General features: G+C 41.3%; 19 protein-coding genes. 1 reads left to right on the top strand and 18 read right to left on the bottom strand.

The window, feature by feature from the left end; genetic code table 11:
• Positions 1-177: 177 nt before the first annotated feature.
• The 15 genes from HMPREF9625_RS01090 to HMPREF9625_RS01025 all read right to left on the bottom strand — a co-directional run bounded on the left by HMPREF9625_RS01090 (position 178) and on the right by HMPREF9625_RS01025 (position 12553).
• Positions 178-1491, bottom strand: coding sequence for an ATP-binding protein (locus tag HMPREF9625_RS01090; protein ID WP_009535123.1), 1314 nt, complete (start codon positions 1489-1491; stop codon positions 178-180).
• A gap of 207 nt (positions 1492-1698) precedes the next feature.
• Positions 1699-2310: a helix-turn-helix domain-containing protein gene (locus HMPREF9625_RS01085; RefSeq protein WP_009535124.1), complete on the bottom strand. Its 612-nt coding sequence runs from the start codon at positions 2308-2310 to the stop codon at positions 1699-1701.
• Positions 2311-2528: 218 nt separating this feature from the next.
• Positions 2529-2792 (bottom strand): SemiSWEET family transporter, encoded by a 264-nt coding sequence (locus HMPREF9625_RS01080; protein ID WP_009535125.1) that lies wholly within the window; start codon positions 2790-2792, stop codon positions 2529-2531.
• 217 nt (positions 2793-3009) lie between these two features.
• Positions 3010-3981: a ketopantoate reductase family protein gene (locus HMPREF9625_RS01075; RefSeq protein WP_009535126.1), complete on the bottom strand. Its 972-nt coding sequence runs from the start codon at positions 3979-3981 to the stop codon at positions 3010-3012.
• A complete protein-coding gene (locus HMPREF9625_RS01070; protein WP_009535127.1) occupies positions 3978-4373 on the bottom strand; it encodes a hypothetical protein in 396 nt (131 codons plus the stop codon). Before HMPREF9625_RS01070 ends, HMPREF9625_RS01075 begins: the two co-directional genes overlap by 4 nt.
• Before the next feature lie 64 nt (positions 4374-4437).
• Positions 4438-5667: an MFS transporter gene (locus tag HMPREF9625_RS01065; RefSeq protein WP_009535128.1), complete on the bottom strand. Its 1230-nt coding sequence runs from the start codon at positions 5665-5667 to the stop codon at positions 4438-4440.
• Position 5668: 1 nt separating this feature from the next.
• Positions 5669-6676, bottom strand: a complete 1008-nt coding sequence (locus HMPREF9625_RS01060; RefSeq protein WP_009535129.1) for a CPBP family intramembrane glutamic endopeptidase — start codon at positions 6674-6676, stop codon at positions 5669-5671.
• Positions 6673-7278 (bottom strand): TetR/AcrR family transcriptional regulator, encoded by a 606-nt coding sequence (locus tag HMPREF9625_RS01055; RefSeq protein WP_009535130.1) that lies wholly within the window; start codon positions 7276-7278, stop codon positions 6673-6675. The genes HMPREF9625_RS01060 and HMPREF9625_RS01055 overlap by 4 nt, the downstream gene beginning before the upstream one ends.
• Positions 7279-7596: 318 nt before the next feature.
• Positions 7597-8097, bottom strand: coding sequence for a hypothetical protein (locus tag HMPREF9625_RS01050; protein ID WP_009535131.1), 501 nt, complete (start codon positions 8095-8097; stop codon positions 7597-7599).
• Between the two features lie 198 nt (positions 8098-8295).
• Positions 8296-9216, bottom strand: coding sequence for an ABC transporter permease (locus tag HMPREF9625_RS01045; protein WP_009535132.1), 921 nt, complete (start codon positions 9214-9216; stop codon positions 8296-8298).
• A 1-nt stretch (position 9217) separates the two neighbouring features.
• Positions 9218-10129: an ABC transporter ATP-binding protein gene (locus tag HMPREF9625_RS01040; RefSeq protein ID WP_009535133.1), complete on the bottom strand. Its 912-nt coding sequence runs from the start codon at positions 10127-10129 to the stop codon at positions 9218-9220.
• A gap of 24 nt (positions 10130-10153) precedes the next feature.
• Positions 10154-10324 carry a hypothetical protein gene (locus HMPREF9625_RS11245; protein ID WP_154650190.1) on the bottom strand — a complete coding sequence of 57 codons (171 nt, stop codon included), beginning with the start codon at positions 10322-10324 and terminating at the stop codon, positions 10154-10156.
• A 118-nt stretch (positions 10325-10442) separates the two neighbouring features.
• A complete protein-coding gene (locus HMPREF9625_RS01035; RefSeq protein ID WP_009535134.1) occupies positions 10443-10877 on the bottom strand; it encodes a DUF3021 family protein in 435 nt (144 codons plus the stop codon).
• 1 nt (position 10878) lies between these two features.
• Positions 10879-11313, bottom strand: a complete 435-nt coding sequence (locus HMPREF9625_RS01030; protein WP_009535135.1) for a LytTR family DNA-binding domain-containing protein — start codon at positions 11311-11313, stop codon at positions 10879-10881.
• Between the two features lie 88 nt (positions 11314-11401).
• Positions 11402-12553: a low temperature requirement protein A gene (locus HMPREF9625_RS01025; RefSeq protein WP_009535136.1), complete on the bottom strand. Its 1152-nt coding sequence runs from the start codon at positions 12551-12553 to the stop codon at positions 11402-11404.
• Between the two features lie 144 nt (positions 12554-12697).
• Between HMPREF9625_RS01025 and HMPREF9625_RS10980 the strand changes: the two genes are divergently transcribed.
• Entirely contained in the window at positions 12698-13288 is a 591-nt protein-coding gene (locus HMPREF9625_RS10980; protein WP_009535137.1) for a thioredoxin family protein, read from the top strand.
• Between the two features lie 427 nt (positions 13289-13715).
• On the opposite strand, the gene mgtA is transcribed toward HMPREF9625_RS10980, so the two are convergent.
• The 3 genes from mgtA to HMPREF9625_RS01005 form a co-directional block, all read right to left on the bottom strand.
• Complete coding sequence (gene mgtA, locus HMPREF9625_RS01015; protein WP_009535138.1) at positions 13716-16403, bottom strand: magnesium-translocating P-type ATPase; 2688 nt, start codon at positions 16401-16403, stop codon at positions 13716-13718.
• Positions 16404-16578: 175 nt separating this feature from the next.
• Positions 16579-18069, bottom strand: a complete 1491-nt coding sequence (locus tag HMPREF9625_RS01010) for an ABC transporter ATP-binding protein (protein WP_009535139.1) — start codon at positions 18067-18069, stop codon at positions 16579-16581.
• Entirely contained in the window at positions 18066-18794 is a 729-nt protein-coding gene (locus HMPREF9625_RS01005) for an energy-coupling factor transporter transmembrane component T (protein ID WP_009535140.1), read from the bottom strand. The genes HMPREF9625_RS01010 and HMPREF9625_RS01005 overlap by 4 nt, the downstream gene beginning before the upstream one ends.
• Positions 18795-18798 lie beyond the last annotated feature (4 nt).

The following is an 18798-nucleotide window of genomic DNA, read 5'->3' as shown; positions in this document are numbered from 1 at the left end:
TTCTCGGTTATTACAACTTTTCCAAGGGACTTTTGAATTTTTTACAACTTTTACAAGCTACCTTTTTTGATTCAAGCAAACAAACCCGAAAAATTCCGGTGGAATTCCACCTTAATTTCTCGAGTTTAATACCATAAAAAAAGTATCGTGGGCTTTCCACACGATACTCTTCATGAATTAAATCAGCAAGCTATTCCCATCCAATAAAAATTCCTTAACTCCCATCATCAGATATCCGTTTTCGTCATAGCGAGGCTTCATACTTTTTTCTACGATAATGATTTTCTTAAAGGAATCCATGGTGCGCTCAAAGGATTTGCATTCCTGCTCATACTTTTCCTTATCGGGAATGGCATAGGCAGACTGAATATAATACTTCTTACTTCCTAATGTAGCGATGAAATCGATTTCCCTCTGCACTCGAATCTCTTTCCCATTTACATCCTTCTCTCTGGATTCCACGGTTCCCACATCTACCTGATACCCCCTGTATCGCAATTCATTGTAAATGATATTCTCCATGATATGGGTTTCTTCAATCTGCCGAAATGACAGTCGGGCATTTCTAAGACCCAAGTCTTCAAAATAGATTTTATAAGGGGTTCCGATATACTTTCGCCCTTTCACATTATATCTTTTTACCCGAGTAAGCATAAACGCTTCTTCCCCATAGGTGATGTATTTATCCACTGTTGCATCACTGATGTTTGTCCTATGAACAGAATTCATCGTTGCGGCAATTTTCCTTGGATTAGTAAGGGTGGAAATGCCTGAGGCAATGACGTCAATTACTTCTCCCAAGGCGCTTTCATCCTGTACCGAATATCTGGCCACGATATCCCGAAGATACACGTTCTTCATTTGGGATATCAAATAATTGCTTTTCTGCTCTTCCGTACTCATCAGGGCAACCGCCGGAAGCCCTCCGTAAACGGAGTAATCATCATAAGCCTCGCTTTTATCTCCCTCTTTGAATGTATAGTATTCGGAAAAAGATAAAGGCAGCACGTGTACTTCATCCCCTCTTCCCTCAAATTCGGTTAAAATGTCCTTTGACAGAAACTTGGAATTACTGCCTGTTACGTAAACATCAACATTTTGCTTCCGAAGGAACCCATTCAGCACTGACTCAAAGGCTCCCAGCTTCTGCACCTCGTCCAGCAAAAGGTAGTACATCCCTTCACCACGAATTTGTGGCATCAGCCAGGTAAGAAATCGGGAGGGATCTACCTTACGCTCTTCTTTTTCATTATCCAGTACGATGGGATCTTCTCCAATCTTTAATAAATCCTCCGCTGTATCAAAGGCGAATCGGATAATGTGGCTCTCTCCTACCCCTTCCGAAAGTAAATGCTTATAAAATAAAGTATTCAGCAAATACGACTTCCCGCAGCGTCTGATTCCGGTAATCACTTTAATGAAGCCGTTGTGTTTTCTGACAATTAGACGATTAAGATACACATCTCTATTGATTTCTCTATTGATTTCCATCTTGATCTCCATTTCATATTTTTGCCGCAAACGGTACTTTTATGAAATAGTGTACTCATTATTTGGAGAATTCGCAATAGATCCATTTCATATTTTTGCCTGAAGCGGTACTTTTATGACATAGGCAAAAAAATCAAAATGAGATAATAACTTTTGGTAGAAGAATCACTGCGCTGTTAACAGCATTTCTATAAACCACACATGATTTTATTCTCCTCCCAATACCTTTTTCTGCCAGCTTCGTTTACCGCAGACAGGACACTTCATATATCTTGCCCGACCCTTGTGCATGGATAGAATGACCTTACCGTAGGAGGGCACATAGCGATGATGACAACACCCGCATTCATAGTACCCGGCTTTCTGTTCAATACCAACTGCGATAAAGCTTACCAGTAAAATCATCATAAGGGCAAAGGCGGAGAGTATCATTCTCAGCCAGAAAGGCATCACCAGGAAAGATGCCAAAAGGATTAAGACTGAGCCGGAGAGCACTGCCGAGAATCCCAGCCAGTATTCCAGCTTAAGAGCTCTCCTGTCCCTTTCCTCCACTTCTCGTCTCATTGCGAGAAGGTTCTCATCTAATTGCTTACTATAGAATTCTGCCATGATTCTTTCGCCCGACAGGAGTTCGTTTACGTTGATTTTCAGAAATCCACAAAGCTCCAGCATGATTCCGGAATCCGGCATAGACTTTCCGGTTTCCCATTTGGATACCGCCCGGTCACTGATGCCAAGCTTTTCCGCAAGTTCCGCCTGGGTCATACCCTCTTCCTTTCTGCAAGATGCTATAAATTTTCCGATTTTGATTTGATCCATATCGGACACCTCCTTTCACGGCATAAGCTTACAGGAAACCGCCGAAAATGAAAGGAACCGGCGGTTGAGTTTTGCCTATTCTACCGGCGGTTGAATCTAAATTCTTCTCTATATTCAGCTTCTTCTCTTATTAAGACTAATTCCACCGAAATGGCAAGTAATAAAAAACCGGCAAGCTTCTTAAAGAAGTTGCCGGCTCTCATACTCATTACATGGGGTTACAAAGCAGTAAGAAAGGTTAATCCCCCTAAAATCACTCCCGCTGAATTAGGAATAATGAGAATCCAGTCCTTTTTCGGTTCTTTGGTCCACCCATAAATAACCCAAATCAGGCAAGAAATTGCAGCAAATAACGGTTGAAACGGTTGTGCTTTGCTTCCTTGTAAATTGGCGTAAATTTGCGGGATATAGGCAATAAAAACAAAAATTCCAAGAAACGCTCCAATAGAACCTACAAAAAGATTGATTTTTTTCTTAGACATCTGCTGACTCCTTTCAATTGTACTTGTCGTAAAGTTACTAAAAAATGTCAATTAGTTCCTTTTGTAACTGACGCCGTGCCAATTATAAGGGATTTTTGCTTTTTGTCAAATATTTTTTATAGATTCTCTGCATCCAATGCAAAAATCTCCTTTATTCAGGTAATTCCCAACTTACTCCATCTTTCCCTAACCCCTTGATATAACGTGCCTTTTTTCTTTACAAAGGGCTTGATTCCCAGATGGAACCTAAAACTTCTATATTGGAATAAAATATCGGCAGTTCGAGATGCTTTAACTCCCCGGTCTCATAAACACATTTGCATCCATACAACATATCCCCTACATCGCTATGTAAAGTCATAATTCTTCGGGTAAGTTCATTCGTTTTGAACATTCGTTTCATAAGAATTCCAGCAAGGGCTGTCGGAATCCTATACGGGAGAAGTTCATCTTTATAGAAGCTTAAGTCTACTCCTCTAGCCTCAACCACCTGAATGGTTTCTCTTATTGCCTTTACTGTAATAGACAAGGCATGGGCATCATTCATCAGGTTAAGAGCAAGCTGTGCCGGGCGTTCAATTTTCCCTTCCCGGGCAGCAGAAGAGGTGACACCTGCATTGATGGCCATATGAAGCCATATCCACTCCACCATATCGTGCGGAATCTCCGTTTTCAAATCGGCAGAAGCGAGAAGAGCTGTTAAAGCTTTGTAATTGGAAATCCCCGATTTTCCCTCACCTTCCAGCATGATGTGGTCAAAGAGAACACAATCCAAAGTATTCCCCGCAAGGCTTCCGCCGGCAGTAGGGAAGCCGATAATATAAGGATAAGCACCCACTATTTCATCAATCTCTTCCCGACTATTCCAAAAGTTACAAAACAAAATCAAGCTTCCTGTAATATGGTTTTGTGAAAGTGTCGCTATAGCATCCTTCACTTTCCCGCTTGCCACGCTCAAAATAATAAAATCATACTCTGTACTCGGCTCGGCAAGATTCACCTTGTATTGATCCGCTTTTTCTTCTCCTTTTTTGTTGTAGCGTCCGTCTAATAAACTGATGTTTAGACTTGCCGGCGCTTTCGATTTTTTCTCTTCTCTCAGCAAATGTTCAACTTGATGCCTGGCTTTTTGAAACACATATCCGTACGTTGTGCCTATGACGCCAAGACCTACTATGCATATTCTCATAAATTCTGCCTTCTCTCTTCTATTTTCCATCCGATCATCCAAGCAAGAACCAGAAGATAATTCTCCACAGCACCGATTAAATTTACAATTTGATGCATCTTGAGATAATGGACAAAATGATTGCTTCCGATACCGATTCCTCCAAGGATTAGAGCAAGTAAAATGGACTTTAGATAGGTCCAATTGTAGTGCCTATATGCCGTAATCAATATGACTAAAACGGCAATATTCCAAAAGCCGATTTCTCTCTGCCATCCTGTAGAAATGCCATATGCAGCGTGCCTTCCCATATATTCCGGTGCGAAAATCTGTAGGATCGCCGCACCGGATATCGCTATGATGAGAATGATAAACAGCACGCGCAAGAAAAGATTCATTTTTTTCTGATGCATTGACTAAGCCTCCTTAAACTCACAGATTGCCTTAGACTTCTGGAAATTACCTATTACTATTCCTCTACTCCGTTCTCTTTTCCAGTTCTTTGATAGCCGGAAAACGAAGAAATGTGACTGCCACAAGGGAAAGAAAGACTCCCGAAATTCCAATCATCATTGCTGCTCCCCGTCCGACACCCATTCCGCTCAGACTCCCAAGACCATCCGCGGCTAAGCCGGAAACTGCATAGGCAAGAACATATCCCACCTGAGAAAGAAAACCTATAAATCCCCAAGCTCTACCCTGTAAAGCATCCGGTATATTTGTCCTGCAAAGATAATCCATGCAGTTGTTGCAAAGAGGCAAGGTAGCAAAGAAAAAGAAACCAAATATACTGATGCTGACCAGATTTTCAAATATTGACATACCGATCATAAAGATTCCCGCCATAAAAAAGGAGATTTGAAGAACCTTTCCATATTCTTTCTTAATGCCGAAACCTCCGAGAAGTATTCCCGATGCAAGCATTCCACTTGCACATAGAGTTTCTATAATGCCAAGCACTTTAGAATCCGCAAAAGAAAGAATCATCGGCTCAACAAGAATTTGCAAAGTCCCCAGGAATAGGGTAATCAGAGAAGAACAGAGGACAAGTACAAAAACGCCTTTTTCTATATGAATCGCACTCCAGCCTTCCTTTATGCTTTCCAAAAAGGACTGCTTTTCTGTAGGCTGTATCGCCTTGATTCCTTGCCTTACAATAAAAGTCGTCGTAATCGTAACAAAGAAGGTGGATACATCAATGAGCAGCAATAGGGAAATGTCATGATACGCCAGCAATAGGCCTGCTATAACGGGCGAGAACAGATATCTGGCACTCCCTGCCAAAGACACTAATCCGGAAGCTTTGGAAAACTCCTCCTTGGATAATAGATCTGTTATTGTTGCTCTGTAAGAAGGATCTAAAAGGGAGGAAAATATGGCACTAACGAACACGCCTATACATATCTGAACGAGGTTTGCTCCCCCACGTATCATGCAGAGGAAAATGTAAAGGATGCCAAGTCCTGAAAAACCGTCTCCAATCATCATAAGAACTCTTCTATCGTAACGATCGGCCAACACTCCTGCCGGAACAGTGAAAAGAAGGGTAGGCAGAAATCCAAGTAAAGTCACCAAGGCCATTCCTGCCGCACTGCCTGTTTTTTGAAAGACATAAACCCCAAGTCCAAAAGAAGTGAGTCCGCCACCTATGGACGATATGAGCTCCCCAATCCAAAGAAGGAGGAACTTTTTCATTCCCGAACTCATCTTAATTTCCCTCCCCAAATCGTGTTTTCAAGAGTCTTCCAACGTGCTCCGTTCCAAAAAACATTTTCTTATTCAGCAATACAATAATCGCCGTTACAATGAAAATCACAATGGTTTCCACACACTTTGTCTCCGCCGTCATCGCGATTTTTTCCTGCATAAAGTTTACAAACAGATGGAAAACCATGCAGGCCAGAATGGAGCGGTCGCTGACCAGATACACCCATGTGATGATATATCCCATGAGGATAGCACCCACGAAGAAATTAATGACAAACAAGGGATTAACCATGAGTCCTGCCTGATATGTCCCCTTGATAAAGAGCAGGGGAAAATGCCAGAATGACCACAAGATTCCAAAAATCAGGGATTCAATAAACCAGTCCATATACTGCCCTATAGAGTCTTCACAATATCCCTTCCAACCTACTTCTTCAATAATCGAAGCCAGTGTAATGGTCACAAAAGCAGATCCTATTCCCACTCCGGTAAAGGAAAAATCTTCCGTAAAGGAAAACTGCTTTAGGGATTGTCCGAACAAAAGGGATAAAAGTATAGAAAAAACAATAATCAGTGCATATATAACCACTGCCCAAAATACATTCATCCACTTCACTTTATAAAAGCCTATAATCTTTTCTTTAAGATCTCTCTTCAAGTCCTCACATCCGGATACAAGTACAAATACTGTCGAGACTACTGCCGGCGCAAGGAGACCCAGCAACATCAATACCGCAGCCTTATCTTCGGAAATAAAGATTGCCGGTATCCAGAATATCCATGTGAAAAAATAAGCGCAGATAAAAAATAACCACGGTCTGTATCGATATTCATCTTTATCCTGCATGAACTGTCCTTTGTTCTGTGCTTTATTCTCTGCTTTATTCTGCGCTTTATTCTGCGCTTTATTCTGCGCTTTATTCTGCGCTTTATTCTGCGCTTTATTCTGCGCTTTATTCTGCGCTTTGCTTATCCCCTTGCTAATTATCTCGCTCATCCCCTTGCTCATTCCTTTGCCCCCTCTACTAAGACCTGGCTAATAAATTGCATAGTTCCGGATTTTGCCCCCAGAGACTTCTCCAGCATATCGATATACACCTCTACATCTTTTTCACCAAAATTTCCATAATCGAACATATGCTGACTCGTAACAAGGAGCATCTTTACTCGCTCTTCAATATACGTACACGAAAAGATCCCCTGTGCTATACCTTCTTTAATAATCTCTGCTAGAATCGGCACCGCCACCTCTACAATTTTCTTGCAGATTTTATCGTGCATGACGATATTTTCTTTTCTTTCCAGAACATCCGTAATCACCGCTTCCTCTTTCTCCGGACGAAAAGCATTTACAACCGAAACCAATTTTTCGGGTATAGAAAGCGGTGCCTGAAGAAGCTCCTTGGCTACGGCACTCTCCTTCTCTATCATCATTTCAATAACCGCTTCCAGCGTTGCCTCTTTGCTCGCAAAATAATAATAGTAAGTGCCTTTTGCGATACCGGCCTTAGCCACTATCTCGTCAATGCTGGTATTCTCATAGCCTTTTTCTATGAACATGCGATAGGCAAGCTTTAACAGTTCCTGTTTTCTTTGTTCCCCTTTTTTCATATCCGCCTCCATTTTCTATATCCGACCCGTTTTTCCTATCTGCTCCGAGCTCCATATTTGAGCTTTTGCTCCTATTTGATATTTTTCGACTATTGGTCGGTTTTTATGATAAAACAGGGAAAATCAGTTGTCAAGTTTTTTCGACTATTGGTCGGTAATTTGTTCGAAACGCATTTTTTTAAAACTTAATTCTTTGGAAATTTGAAAATCAAAAAAAGCACCTGCAAAAATGCAAGTGCCTGCCTTACCTTCTCTTCCGTGTCCTCCCGTTCATCATAGCCGTCATAAGGGGCAGCCGGGCCTTTCAAAGGCTCTTTTTTAGTCTTCCCTATAGACAATGATATATACCTTTATATAATCACTGTCTTCCATAATAGTGAGCGGAATTTCCAAGATAGCTTTTCCTGTCCTTCCCTTATAATAGTCCGCTCTCTCTTCGGCAGAGTAGAAATACAATGCAGCGGAATAGCTGTGCCCGGCCTCTACGGAAAGATTAAAGCTCAACTTCTCCGTTCTGACATTCCTTGTCTTAGTGCCCACCGTTTCCGTGGACTCAAAGATTCCTTCAATCGTATGCTGACCGGGAGTCACCGTCACGATGATTTCCAAATCTTTTCCCGTAGTAAACGGCACATTGACAAGACTGCTTCCGTCGACCTTAACCTGTTTGCCATAGAGGTGAAGAATTGCTCCATTTCGATTGTTTGCACTAAACTTCTTCACCGAATTCACTCTCTTCTTGAGTATGAAAAGCATTATGGGAAAGGACAATGTCCATAACAATGTCATTACAGTAGAAATAATCATGGTTTTTGTCATCATTTCCATTCCTCCTAAAATTCCCCTCATTTCAAAGGCAAGATCAGTCATTAAAAAACAAATTCTAATTAAAAAATTCAAAATTTATTATAAATTTACTATAATGAATGTCAATCGGAATAGTAAGGATGCCCTGTAGGGCTATTTATCTACTTTTACCACTTTTCTAAAATAGAAAAATAAGTTCTTTTCTCCGGCTTAGTTTTTCTTATAGCTTACGGAATAAATCATAATTTGCGCTACAATACAGAATAGTATTACCCCTAGGATATATTCCAGCATTTTATTCATATCAAGATACCCATGAAACAGTTTTGCTTGAAAGGTAAAGTATTCTTTCAGGCTAAGAACAAACATTCCCTGATCCACTCCTTGAAGGCTTGTATTGATATGCTCCAAGAGCCCGTTAAGCAGTATATTTCTCAGCATAATCGTTATTTGACTCGCAGGAAATAGGTTGCATACGGTTTGTACTCCATCGGAAAATTGCGAAATCGGAATATAGGCTCCAATCACAAATCCCGAAGCCGCTGAGAGTATTCCAAAGAAAGCTTCGCAAGCACTTACGGTTTTGAAAAACAAAACGATAATCATAAATATTGCGCTTGCCGAGATAGAGCCAAGCGCAACGACAGAAAAGGCCTTTACAACTTGACTTATATTCAAATACATATTTCCTTGCATACTAATTCCAATAAGGCCGACAGCCAGAATTATACTGTTCAAAAGTATTGAAGTAAGCACGGCCGATACAAAATAAGCAAAGATAATCTGTTCCCTTTTCATAGGTGTTGCCAGAATATCATAATCCACTTTATTCGCTCTATCTTTTACGAGTACAGTAATACAACTAAAAGGAACTGAAATCATTGCGGAGCCTAAAATGCCACTCAGTAAAAAAAGATTTGCAAACATATCGATATCCTTTTGGGGAACCATAGAAGCCGGTCCCGGATACTGCTCCATTGCACTTTGTATCGCACTAACAAAGGTGCCTTTCAGGAATAATAAATACAGTACAAGCACAATAATGGATGTCAGCAGAGAGAATAGAATGCTCTGCCAATCCTTGAAAAACAGCAATACATTTCTCTTGATAAATCCCAAAATCCCCCTCATCTTATACCTCCAGCTTTCTTCCTGTTAAATGCAAAAATACGTCATCCATACTGCCTTTTACAATTTCATAATCTCTGATTTCATTTCGATTTGTATAGAGGAACTCACTGAGATGGAACCCCTCTTTTGATTCCAATGGCACAATGTAGTGATCCGCTTCATAAGAATGCTCTATGCCTTTCAGCACAGCTTCATTGTCACTACATTTCTCTGCATACCAAATCAGTTTTGTATTCGTGTATTTCCTTTTTAAAGCCGCCGGTGTGTCCTCCGCTACAATTCTTCCCTTATCCAGGATTACAACTCTGTCTGCATCTCTTACTTCTTCCATATAATGTGTTGTAAGAAATATTGTCATTTGTTTTTCTTTCCGAAGATAATCGATATACTCCCACACCAGTTTTCTGGACATGGGGTCCAGCCCGGTTGTGGGCTCATCCAAAAAGAGAATCTTCGGATTATGTAAAAGCGCTCTGATAATATCCACTCTTCTTCGCTGTCCTCCTGATAATTGCTCATATTTTCTATTCCAGATGCTTTCCAATTCGAAAGCCTGCATTAAAGGATGCAAGCACTCCAAAATTTCTTCTTTGTGCATTCCGTAATAGGAGGCTCTCGTCAGCAGATTTTCTTTTACTGTCAATACTCCGTCCAGAACCGAGTTCTGAAAAACAATGCCTATTTTCTCTCGAATCTTATCATCCTCTTCTCCAAGCTTGTGAGAAAAGACCTCTACCTCTCCCTCTGTCTTTTCAAAAATGGTACAGAGGATATTGATGGTTGTGGATTTCCCTGCACCATTCTCCCCGAGAAATGCAAAAAACTCCCCCTCTTTCACGGAAAAGGAAATATGATCCACCGCAGTCGTTTTACCATAGTTTTTGCTTAAGTTCTTTACTGTGATTGCATTCATCCGATTCGCTCCTTCTTGGCACCTCTATAGTTCTTTTTGTAAGTCTATCCTATAGTTCGTCTTATCATTCAGTCCTATAGCCCCTCGCGGTTCCAATTTGTCCTGTGGTTCCATCTTGTGGTTCTGTCCTGTAATTCTTCCCACAATTCTGCCCTGTTGTCTTAACTTGTTATTCTGCCTCACCGGTTTTGACATAAATCAGCTTATCAACTTGTAAGCATAAAAAAAGTGCCACCCTACCAAGCTGCATTTACAGCCTACTGAGTTGCACTTTTTCCATGAAAGGCTTTATTTTCATGAAACGCTTTATTTCTTATTCCGAATCTTGCAGATCTTTAATAGCTCCATTGATTTTAATCTCATCTACCTTTGCCATCCATGCTGTTGCACACCAGACAAAGAGATAAATGAGGCTGTACATAAGACAAATGATGCGTAAGTTGATGGTTTGTCCGAACCAATGAAAAAGGCTTGCACACAAAACCACGATTCCGAGAACCGAGACAAAGTGGATTCCGATTCTGATCCGGACTTCGCTTTTCTTCAAACTATCCATATCCAAAAGAAAATATGTCGGTAAGGAGGATAAAAATCCCGTGAGGCAAATAGAAAGAGGGTCACTCCATTGCAAACTTAGGGTCTGTACTCCTGATACAAAGTGCTGAATAAACATCAGAATTCCAATTCCAAAAAGAATGGCTGTTGAAATCATTAAAGTCTGACTAAAAATAGTTTTTACTTTTTGCATATCATAGTCCCAGCCTTTCTTTCAGTTCTTTCACATACGTTCTTGCAATGATGACACGCTCTCCATTCAAAAGTTCTGCCGTCATTCTTCCGTTAAGTTCTGCTCGCACTGACTTTATTTTCCTCATATTGATAATCATTGCCTTTGCCGCTCTGAAGAAATTCCGGCTTAGCGTATTTTCCAGTTCATATAACCTATATTGGACTTCCAAACAATTATCCTTTGTATAAACAAAGGTTCGTTTATCCACGGATTCTATATAATAGATTTTATCAATGGGACAGAGAAGCGTTTCCCCATTAGAGCGGGCAGTGATAGCAGGGTCACTGTTTTCAAGAGCATTTACGGCAGTTTGAACACTCTCCGTCACTTTGACAACACGGAGCAGCGCTTGCTCTTCTTCATAGGAATTTACTTTTTGAATCTCCACCTTCACTATGTCACCACCTAATAATTCTACTTTCTCCCATTTTAGATTTTAGGTACTTGTACCACTTTTCTAAAATGGAACATATTCTTTTCCTTTACGGGCAAATAATTTCTTTCTGTATTTCTTTTGGAAAACGTCGCACTACAAAGGACATAAAAAGTGCCGTTTCCAAAATAATCGTCAGGGTACAAAGGACTGTAATCACCGGAACATTGGACTGGAATATGAAGGAACTGCCAAGGCCTAATAGATAAACAAGCACAAAAGGAATCATCAGTTTTTTATCCAATTTGTGGCTCTTTTTATTTAAATGCGCATTGTTAAACACACCAAGATAAAAGAGGAATAATCCTAAAAACATCATAATCACTCGGGCAATGCCCATGGCATCATTAGCATAGTCCAGGTCAATCGTACAAAGGTTTAAACCGAACCACACAAAATAATGATTGTAAGTCAGTCCTGCCCCGCTTTGACAAGGAAGATTCTCCTCAATGGCATGGTCAAATTCCGTAATGTAGAACAAAAATAAAGCTACTGCCTGAAGCATTATCATAACGGAGTAAAACGAAAATTTCTCTATTTCGAAGAAATCCGCTGCGGCTATCAGCATTTCCCCAAGGGTAATAATAGTAAGGAGTGTTAATCTTTCTATAAGGTGTGGCATATTAATGGGTACTCTAGCCATGTCTTTTCGGAAGAAGCTGGCACCCAAAATACTTAAAATAAAGCCAAAGCCGGTCAATAGGATGCGGCCGATACCGGATAAAAACAGGCTGGAAATAATTCCAATCAATCGTATAATAAGGAGCTTTTGGAAATCAAAAATCAATTTTCGGTCCTTTTCACTATTCTTGTTTTGCGTATAAGCGTAGATATATTGTAGAAATTGTATGACAGCAATCCATAGAAGCGCCAGTGTAAAGGCTGTCCAGCTTTCCTCCATATCGGAACTGACATTTGCCGCCATAAAGACTAAAGCCGGCATTTGGAAAACCGTCATACTGATGATATGCAAAAGATTATGTTTTCCGTAGCGATTCATATACACGGTCTGCACATTCCATACGTTGATGAAACAGACAAAGACTACGATATAAATGATAATCTCTTTCCAGCTAAAGATTCCCTTATCCAGACTTTCTAAGACATGGGTAATCTTGGAAATTCCGAAGACAAAAACCAAATCATAAAACAGCTCGGTAAGATTAACTTTCTTCGCTTCTTCTATTATTTTCTCTCCCATACCACCCTCACGTTTCCTTACTTTTGCTTTCTTCTTTTATAAATAGCTTTTTTCTCGTAGAAACTTACATTTCGGAAAAAAGCAGACTGTATTATAGCATGCTTTATTTTCCTTTTTCATCCTTTTTATTCATCAGGATGAGATATGGGAAAAATTAGTGGAGCCGAAATTCTGGTAACGGCTCTGAAGAAAAATGGTGTTAAACGTATCTATGGGGTGGTTGGCATTCCTGTTACTGATTTTGCGCGTTTGGCTCAAAATGAAGGGATCGATTATGTAGGCTTCAGAAGAGAAGACGCAGCAGTTAATGCTGCGGGAATTCCAACTTCAATCGTCTTGAATCTTGCGGATACCTGTAAGCTTCTCAAATTCAAGAGAGAAGTATGGTATGATGATGGTGAAAGTATGAGAGATGGTGGTGAAAGTATTAGAAATGATGGTGAAAGTATGAGAATCGAAGTAAAACAATACGGCTCGGAGACCTGTGCGCCTTGCGTAGCAATCAGACGCAAGCTCGAGGAATGGCAGCGGGCGCATCCTATGGTGAATTATAGCTATCTCCCGATTGAAGATCATCAGGAGGAGGCGGCTCAGAAAGGGATTTTATCGGTTCCGACAGTCATAGCCGTGATTGATGGTACGGAAGTCGTAAGAGAATCGGGCTACTTTAGCTTGGACAAAATGCTTGCTCGACTGGAGCGATACATGAAAATGGCGGGAGAGACAGAATTATGATCGGAACAGTGACAGTGAGGAAAAACAATGCTTAAGTCGGAGGAGATAAGAATGTTGAACGTATATTGCTACAGCCGCTGCAGCACCTGTAAAAGGCATCCAACACTATGCTTTCTGCACCATATCTTTTGTACTCCCCTAAGACAGAAAGATAATTCCAAGGAATTGTTTTGTGAATACTTTCTGTAAACTCCGGTGGAATATCAACAAGTAGATCTCCTGTCTCGGAGAGTTTCACTTCATGAGGTATGCAGAATCGACCACCCCAATACCATTCTCCTTTATCACTACATTGTCTGGTAACCGGCATATCCAGCTTATACATGAGCTGGATATGCCTGCCTTGTTAGCTATTAAGGCCTTAGACAAATTAAATAGAAAGGATATTGCTGTTTTCACAATGGAACTGGAATAGTACTTGCTTGCCTTATAGCCACTCCCCATATTTCTTAATATATAGCTTCTTCACCGTTTCGATGGTAAAGCTATAAAGTGCAAGAATAAGAAGCAAATACACAAAATACGCCATGGGCATCTCCGTAAATACCGTGTTTTTCAAGTTATCAAAAAGATAGGGAATGGAGATGGCTGCAAAAATGCCCAATGCCGAAGCAAGCGCCAGTCTGGAGTCGCACTTGGAATCCAGAATCGGTCGCTTCGATGTACGGATGAACTGCACAATCAGGATTTGGGAAATCAAACCTTCTACAAACCAGCCTGTCTGGAAGTAGTTCTGCATGGAAAGGCTGTTATAGCCCAAAAGGAACCAAAGTACCAGGAAGGTCATCACATCGAATACGGAGGACACGCCGCCCATCACGTTCATAAAGGACACCAGAGATGCACTGTTCCACTTATGGGGTTTTTGCAGGAATTCTTCGTCCACATTGTCCCAGGGAATCGCAATCTGCGTAAAGTCATAGATGAGATTCTGAATCAAAATCTGCAGGGGCAGCATGGGTAAAAAGGGCAAGAATATCGAGGCAATCAATACGGAGAACACATTTCCGAAATTACCGGATAATGCCATTTTCATGTATTTCAGGATATTTCCGTAGATTCGTCTTCCCTCATAGATACCGTTTAAAATGACGGTTAAGCTCTTCTCCAAGAGGATAATGTCCGCACTGGCCTTGGCAACGTCTGTGGCATTGTCCACGGAAATGCCTACATCCGCATCATGAAGACTGGGCGCATCATTTACGCCGTCTCCCATATAGCCCACCACATGTCCGTTTTTCCGAAGGACATCCACCACTCGCTGCTTCTGCATAGGAGAGAGACGGGCGAAAATGTCTTTTTTCTCTACAACGGCGGAAAGCTCTTCCTCACTCATCTTTTCCAAATCGGAGCCGGTTACCGCATTTTGTTCTCCTACCTTCATGCCTACCAGCTTACATACGTGCTCCACCACAACGGGGGCATCGCCGGAAATGACCTTTACCTGTACGCCTGCATCATACAGTCCGTGAATAGCTTCCTTGGCGTCCGGCTTGGGCGGATCCAGGAAGGCAATAATGCCTAGGAAGGTCATATCCGTTTCGTCCTCCGCATGGAAAACAGCGGTGTCTCCTGCATTTTTCCTCTTTGCGGCAACCCCAATGACGTGCATTCCCTCATGATTTAACTTCTCGGAAAGGGCATTGATCTTCTGAAGGTCTTCTTCGTGAATGTCCATGTATTCCTTCTTCACCCGAATACGGCTGCAACAGGCCAGTACGGATTCCAAAGCGCCTTTGGTAATCAATACCTCATCCTGGGGTTTGGGAAGAATTTCTTCCGTCTCCTCTCCCAAATGTTCTCCTCCCGGATTGGAAATCACCACACTCATTCTACGACGTTCAAAATCGTAGGGAATCTCATCGGACTTCACATAGCCTCCGGCGTATTTTTGCACATCGCTTTCCGCACCGTAGGATAGGATAGCCCGGTCAATGAGGTTCTTTACCCCTGTAGAATAGTAGGCATTCATCCATGCATAGTTCAAAACCACATAGGAATCCTCTCCATTGACATTGATATACTTCTGCAAAACAACATTGTCCATGGTAAGGGTTCCGGTCTTATCGGTGCACAGCACATCGATGGCTCCTAAATTTTGAATGGCGGACATGTTCTTTACAATGGTCTTCTTCTTTGCCAGGAACTTTGCCCCTTTAGCAAGGGTTCCGTTCACAATCATCGGTAACATTCCCGGGGTAATGCCCACCGCAACGGAGATGGAAAATAAAAAGGCTTCCAACCAGTTTTTCTTCACAAGACCGTTAATAAGCAATACAAAAAGAACCACCACAATCATGTAGCTAATCAGGATTTTGGTTATCTTCGATAGGCTCTTATCAAAATCGGTTTCTTTCTTCTGTGTATGGATGGTGGAAGAAATCTTCCCCAGATAGGAATTCTTTCCGGTCCGCACCACGATGCCGACTCCGGTGCCGGAATTCACCGTGGAACCGCCTAAGCAGAGGTTGTTTAATTCCGCTGCATTAACAATTCTCTGATCCACTCCGGTATATTTTTCCACCGGAATGGATTCTCCCGTAAAGGCGGAAACCGAAAGGAACAAGTCTCTGCTCTCCAGAAGATAGAGGTCTCCGCAAACGATATCTCCTGAGCCGATAAGCTGTATATCCCCGGGTACCACCTCTTCCACCGGCACTTCTCTTATTTCCGTGCCGTCCTTTCCCGGAATCCGGATTCTCACCGTATCGTGCTCCATCTCCTTTAGCTTCTGCATGTCCAGATAGGAGCCGTAATCCTGGGTAAATCGAATCACCGCACTCATACAGGCCAGTGCCAGAATAATGACTCCGGACAGAATATCCCTTTCCACAACAAAGGTAACGATAGCCAAAACAAGCAGAACAATAATAAAAGCATCGGTAAAACTGTGAAATAAAAAATAGAATACGCCATGCTTCTGCATGGCGGAAAGGTCATTATAGCCGTATTTCGCGAGTCTTTCTTCCCGTTCCTCGTCGCTGATTCCATTTGTCGTGCAGCCTAATTCCTGTAAGACCGAAGAAGCTTCTTTTCCGGCAATTTTCTGAAACTCTTGCTCCACACCGGCGGTCTTTGTCGTAGGGTTCAATTTCTTCTCGTTGTTTAAAATCATATCTTTCACCCTCCTTTTACTTATACAGGGATATCTTAGAACTTTACACAAGGCGAGTCAATTTAATATGATTTTTATTTCAGCCTGATATACCTGCTTGCTCTTCCTACAACTTTTATCCCTTGGTAAGCATTTTATCCCTTAAAATAGGTCGGATTTTAAGGGATAAAGCAATCTATAAGGGAAAGAACAGCACTCTATCACATACCTCCTCTAAAAATTCCATGTCATGGGAGATAATTAAAATCAGATTCTTTTCCGCTTTAAACTTGTTGATGTTCTTTGCAACGACCTTCATGCTTGCATAATCGAGTCCGCTGGTCGGCTCATCCAAAAATATAATTTTCTTCTTGGAAAGTAAGGCGGATAGAATTACGACTCTCTGCTTTTGACCCCCCGATAAACTATGCGGATTTTTTTCCTTTAATTGGTCAATTTGCATATCCGCCATGCAAGTACACAATTGTTCTTCCTCCTTGAACGCCGACGTCAAGCGGATTTCATCATAAACGGAGTCAGTAAACAACTGGTTGTTGATTTCTTGCATAAGCAATAAGCTGTTCTTCCTTCTCTTTGGTACGGAGATTCCCTCGTTATTTTTGCAAATTTCTCCTGTAGTTTGCCTTGCAAGGCCGCAAACAACTTTAGCAAACGTCGATTTTCCCATTCCGTTTTTTCCAACGATTCCTACAATTTTCCCCCTTTCAAAGCCCAAACGATCGATTCTGAAAATAGTCCGCTCTTTTCTTTTATACAGTAAATCCTTTATTTCCAGTTCCAATGCATTTCCTGATGAATCTCTAATTACTGCAAAATCCTCTCTTTCCACTTTAAACAACCGGCTTACAAAGCTTCTTTTCTCTATATCCGTGTGTTTTTCTGAGGCGGAAAGCAGTATAGCAGATTTTTCTTTCCATGCATTGCCGGAGAAATCCGTGTGCCGAAGCCCTGTTCTATATCTTTCTTCCTCGGATAAGTTTTGCATTTCTTCCATGCTGTATTCTTTAGTGATCTTTCCATTTTCCAGATATACTGCTCTATCCACAATTTTTTTCAAATACCAAAGCCTGTGCTCCGCAATGACAATCGTCTTCCCTTCCTCCTTCAATCGTTCCATGAGTTTCGAAAGCTCTATCATCGAATCCATGTCCAGGCTGGAAGAAGGCTCATCAAAAACAAAAATCTCCGGGTTTAAGGCATAGACCGCCGCAATAGCTATTTTTTGCTTTTCTCCGCCTGAAAGTGCAAATATATTTCTGTCCATCAAGGCTGAAACATGCATTGTCTCCTGTACCTCTTTCAGTCTTTTCTGAATCTTCTCCCTTTCTACTCCATAATTTTCCAGCGCAAAAGCAATTTCGTCTGTCGTATTTGTCGTGTAAAACTGCGTCTTGGGATTCTGAAAAACTGAGCCTACTTTCTCGGAAATTTTGTAAATTTCCGTTTCAAAGGGATTCATACCGGCAACTTCTACGCTCCCCGTTATCTTCCCCTGATAAAATTCCGGAATGATTCCATTGATTATTTTCAAAAGGGTAGATTTTCCGCAACCGCTTTTTCCGCATAAAAGGATACATTCCCCCTGATGAACCGACAAATCGATATTTCTAAGTACAAAATCCTCCTCCGTACTGTATTGAAAACTTAAATTTTTTATAGTAATCATAGCGAATACCCCAAAAAGTGCAGGAAAAGAACGATGCCGAGCGCAAAAGAAAATAAGGACAGAAGCATATAATCCCCTGTCTTCATTTGGATTCTGTGCCTGCATGTCTTTGCTACCGGGGCATCTATACCTCTTACAATAGCCGATTGAGAGAGTTCGTCCCCGATTTCCATCACACTCACAAATAGGGGAACAAAAAAATATTCTATAGTAAGTAAAGGTCTATGCACAAAATTATAAAAGCCAAAGCTGATTCCTCTTGTTTTCATTGCCATATGAATATTGGACCACTCCTCCTGTATCGTGGGAAAGCACCGGAAGATAACAGAAATCATAATAAGGGCATCCTTCGGGACTCTCAGCCTCTGTAATGTCGCCACTGCAAGGGATGAGCTCGTTGAGCTTAAAATCCATTTTCCGATAATCACAGAGGGCAAAAACTTTCTCATAATAACGACCAGAAATAAAATGAGGCTTAGAAAAAAGGGATGTCCCAAATTTACAACGATGGTTTCCACCACAATACTCAGTATAAAAAACACGATATACCGTACCGAAGACCTGATACACCCGCTACTGATCATCACGAATAGACAGAGCAGAGTTAAAAAAGCCTCATACGCTATGCTGTTTCCAAGAAAGAGTAACAGATTTACCAGTATTAACACGATGAGCTTTGTTCTAAGGTCATAACGGAGTGAAGGCGCAAATCTTCTCCCTTTCATAAGT

This window comes from Oribacterium parvum ACB1, assembly GCF_000238055.2.
GTDB classification, from domain to species: domain Bacteria; phylum Bacillota; class Clostridia; order Lachnospirales; family Lachnospiraceae; genus Oribacterium; species Oribacterium parvum.
This window is presented reverse-complemented; position numbering and strand designations above follow the sequence as displayed.